This is a genomic window from Streptomyces sp. ICN903 (genome assembly GCF_022015835.1).
Classification (GTDB): Bacteria; Actinomycetota; Actinomycetes; order Streptomycetales; family Streptomycetaceae; genus Streptomyces; species Streptomyces fenghuangensis.
The window spans coordinates 1-4,154 of record NZ_JAKMAY010000410.1 but is presented as its reverse complement, the minus strand read 5'-3'; the positions used below and the strand labels follow the sequence as shown (position 1 = coordinate 4,154).

Here is a 4,154-nt window from a genome sequence, read left to right as displayed (position 1 = left end):
GCCCCCGCGACCGCCTCCCCGGCCGCCGTGAACTCGACGGCGACGACCGCCGCGTCGTCCCGCAGTCTCCCGCCGGTGTGGCGGGCGACCGCATCCAACAGCGCGTCCGGCAGCCGCTCGGTGGGCACGTCGCGCAGCTCCCGCAGCGTCTCGGCGAGCGGGAAGAAGCGCCCCACGTCGTCGCGCGCCTCGTCGATGCCGTCGGTGTGGAGCAGCAGCCGGTCCCCGGGGTGCCACCGGGTGTGGACGGTCAGACCGCGGTCGTCGTCCCACCCGGCCGTGAACCCGTGCACCAGCCCCAGCGGCGGCAGCGGATCGACCGGCAGCGGCCGGCAGCCCCCGGCGGTGAGCAGCAGCGGCGGCGGATGCCCCAGGTCGACGACGCGCAGCCGCCCGCCCTCGATCTCCACCAGCGCCGCGGTGACGAACAGCTCCTCCGCCTCCGCCCGCGCGTCCGGACCGGGGCCGACGGCCGCCTCGCGCGCGCACCGCTCCACCGCGCGCGAGCAGCGTCCGGCCACGGTCGTCAGCGCGGACTCGTACTGGGCCGCCTCCCGGAAGGCGCCCAGCACCGCCGCCGCCGTACGGATCGCGGGCAGGCCCTTGCCGCGCACGTCACCGATGACCAGCCGGACGCGGCCCGGGTGGACCACGGCCTCGTACAGGTCGCCGCCGATCAGGGTGTCGGACTCGGCGGCGCTGTACCTGGCGGCCAGGCGCAGTCCGTCCGCGCGGCGCGGCACCGGGGGGAGGAGGGCGAGCTGGGCCGCCTCGGCGACCTGCCGGATCCGGACGAGCTGCCCCTCGCGCCGCCGCCGGGCCGCGGCCGCCACCAGGCTCGCGGCGCTCACCACCACCAGCGAGACCAGCGCGGTCGCGGAGGTGTCCGTCTCGACCGCGGCCGGTTCGAAGGAGGTGGCCAGTCCGAGGGCCAGGGCGGCGGCGGAGACGGCGAGCACGTCACGGGGGCGCCCGCGGACGGCGGCGAGCGCGGGCGCCGGGGTGAGCAGGGAGCCGGCGTGCGCGACGCGGCCGTGGAGCCCGTCGGTGGCCTCGACGACGGCGACCACGAGGACGAGCAGCCAGGGGAGGAGGAGCCAGACCCACAGCCGCCCCCACAGGCGCTCCCACAAGCTCTCCCAGAGCCTCGCGGAGGCCCGCGCGAGCCCCGCGCGCGGAGTGCGCATAGGGACTTCCTCCCGGCCGCGGGAAACGAACGCATCCCTTTTTACCGCATTCGACACCGATTCGGAGGATGAGGTACGGGAGGTCTATAGGATGGATCCACCCTTCCGTTCCCGGGCCCTTCCCAAGGCCCCGCGGCCACCTCTCGGGCAAGGGCCGCCTCAGCGACGCAGATCACCGTACGAGTGGCTACAGACGGCCTCTGTTCATGGGTAGTCTCGAACAGATCGGATAAGTTACCGCTTAGTAAGCTTGCAGCCGCAGGCACCGCCCCCGCAGGTTCGAGGAGCCGCCATGCAACTCGCCGCGATCGTCGTCTCGCTGGTACTCACCGCGGTCGGCGTTGCGCTCCTGGCACGCGCCGTCGCGCAGATCTACCGCTTCGTCAAGCTCGGCCAACCGGTCCCGGCGGGCACACGCACGAACGACCCCAAGCAGCGCACGATCACCCTGGCCAAGGAGTTCCTCGGCCACACCCGGATGAACCGGTGGGGGATCGTCGGCTTCGCGCACTGGTTCGTCGCGATCGGCTTCCTGACGCTTCCGCCGACCCTGGCCCAGGCGTACGGGCAGCTCTTCCGGGCCGACTGGGTCCTCCCCGTCCTCGGCGGCTTCCTGCCGTTCGAGATGTACATCGAGTTCATCGGCCTGATGACCGTCGTCGGCATCCTGACCCTGATCGTGATCCGGCTGCTCAACCTGCCCACCCGCCCCGGCCGCAAGTCCCGCTTCGCCGGTTCGACCGCCTGGCAGGCGTACTTCGTCGAGTACGTCATCCTCACCATCGGCCTGGCGATCCTGGTGCTGCGCGGCCTGGAGGGCGCGATCCACCACGTCGAGGGCTACGAGGCGGCGTACTTCGTCTCCTACCCGCTGGTGGAGGCCTTCGACGGGCTGGGGACCGGCACGCTGCAGAACCTGATCTACTTCACCGCGATGATCAAGATCAGCGTCTCGCTGATCTGGATGATCACGGTGTCGCTCAACATCACCATGGGCGTCGCCTGGCACCGCTTCCTGGCGTTCCCCAACATCTGGTTCAAGCGCGAGTCCAACGGCGAGGTCGCCCTCGGCCCGCTCCAGCCGATGACCTCGGGCGGCAGGCCGATCGACTTCGAGGACCCGGGCGAGGACGACACCTTCGGCGTCTCCCAGGTCGAGCAGTTCTCCTGGAAGGGCATCCTCGACTTCTCCACCTGCACCGAGTGCGGCCGCTGCCAGTCGCAGTGCCCCGCCTGGAACACCGGCAAGCCGCTCTCGCCCAAGCTGCTGATCATGTCGCTGCGCGACCACGCGCACGCCAAGGCCCCCTACCTGCTGGCCGGCGGCGGCAAGGACATGGAGGGCGAGGAGAAGGCGACCGAGGAGCAGCTGAAGGACGTTCCCGCCGCCGCCCTGGCCGAGGCCGAGCGCCCGCTGGTCGGGACGCTGGAGGAGAACGGCGTCATCGACCCGGACGTGCTGTGGTCCTGCACCACCTGCGGCGCCTGCGTCGAGCAGTGCCCCGTCGACATCGAGCACGTCGACCACATCGTCGACATGCGCCGCTACCAGGTGATGATCGAGTCCTCGTTCCCGTCCGAGGCGGGCACGATGCTCAAGAACCTGGAGAAGAAGGGCAACCCCTGGGGCCTGGCCAAGAAGCAGCGCCTGGAGTGGACCAAGGAGGTCGACTTCGAGGTCCCGGTCGTCGGCAAGGACATCGAGGACCTCACCGAGGTCGAGTACCTGTACTGGGTCGGCTGCGCCGGCGCCCTGGAGGACCGCGCCAAGAAGACCACCAAGGCCTTCGCGGAACTGCTGCACATCGCGGGCGTGAAGTTCGCGATCATGGGCGGCGACGAGAAGTGCAGCGGCGACTCCCCCCGCCGCCTGGGCAACGAGTTCCTCTTCCAGCAGCTCGGCGCCGAGAACGTGGCCATGCTGAACATGGCCTTCGGCGAGGATGAGGAAGAGGGCGTCACCGTCGAGCGGTCCAGGAAGAAGATCGTCGCGACCTGCCCGCACTGCTTCAACACGATCGCCAACGAGTACCCGCAGCTCGGCGGGCACTACGAGGTCATCCACCACACCCAGCTGCTCCAGCACCTCATCGACGAGGGACGCCTGGTGCCGGTCACGCCGGTCGAGGGCCTGATCACCTACCACGACCCGTGCTACCTGGGCCGCCACAACAAGGTCTACACGCCGCCGCGCGAGATCATCGGCCGCGTGCCCGGCCTGCGCAACGAGGAGATGCACCGCCACAAGGAGCGGGGCTTCTGCTGCGGCGCCGGCGGCGCGCGGATGTGGATGGAGGAGCGCATCGGCAAGCGCATCAACACCGAGCGCGTGGACGAGGCGCTGTCGCTGAACCCGGACATCGTCTCCACCGCCTGCCCGTTCTGCCTGGTGATGCTGACCGACTCGGTCAACGGCAAGAAGAACGAGGGCAAGGCCAAGGAGAACGTCCAGGTCGTGGACGTCGCCCAGCTCCTGCTGGAGTCGGTCAAGACCCCGGCGGAGCCGGAGGGCACGGCCGGCACGGAGTCCGCTCCCGAGCCCGAGCCCGCCTCGTAGCGGTCACGCTCCGGGCAGCACGCAAGACGGCGGAGGCCGGTCCCGCACCCCGCGGGGCCGGCCTCCGCCGTTCCGCTGTCCTCCTGCCGGGCCGGGCCGGCCCTTCTCCCGGTTCGGTTGCTCAGTCCTCGCCGAACCACTCGTCCAGGACGGCGTCGAACCCCTCGTCCCACTCCTTCAGGACCTTCCGGGAGGGGGCGTCGACGTCGGCCTCGTACCAGCGGCGGGCGGTCGTGCAGACCGACACGGAGAACCGGCGCCCGAAGCGCGGGAGGTCGGTCTCGACCGCGCCGATCTCGTCCCAGGGGAACCGGGCCTCCTCGCCGTCCAGCCGGAACACCACTCCGAAGCGGCCGGCGGCTATCGAGCCGCGGCGGTCGGACGCCTCGAAGGCGGGCCCGCCCTCCCCG

The 4,154-nt window shown here is 71.1% G+C and carries 2 protein-coding genes and 1 pseudogene; 1 reads left to right on the top strand and 2 read right to left on the bottom strand.

The window, feature by feature from the left end; genetic code table 11:
• On the bottom strand, nt 1–1,187 hold a 1,187-nt coding region (locus L7D48_RS26790), incomplete at its 3' end, for a PP2C family protein-serine/threonine phosphatase (RefSeq protein WP_237883367.1).
• Between the two features lie 292 nt (nt 1,188–1,479).
• On the opposite strand from L7D48_RS26790, the gene L7D48_RS26785 reads away from it, so the two are divergent.
• Nucleotides 1,480–3,744 carry a (Fe-S)-binding protein gene (locus tag L7D48_RS26785; protein WP_237883364.1) on the top strand — a complete coding sequence of 755 codons (2,265 nt, stop codon included), beginning with the start codon at nt 1,480–1,482 and terminating at the stop codon, nt 3,742–3,744.
• A gap of 121 nt (nt 3,745–3,865) precedes the next feature.
• Here the strand turns inward: L7D48_RS26785 and L7D48_RS26780 are convergent.
• Nucleotides 3,866–4,154 (bottom strand): annotated as a pseudogene (locus L7D48_RS26780) (hypothetical protein); the annotation flags it as partial.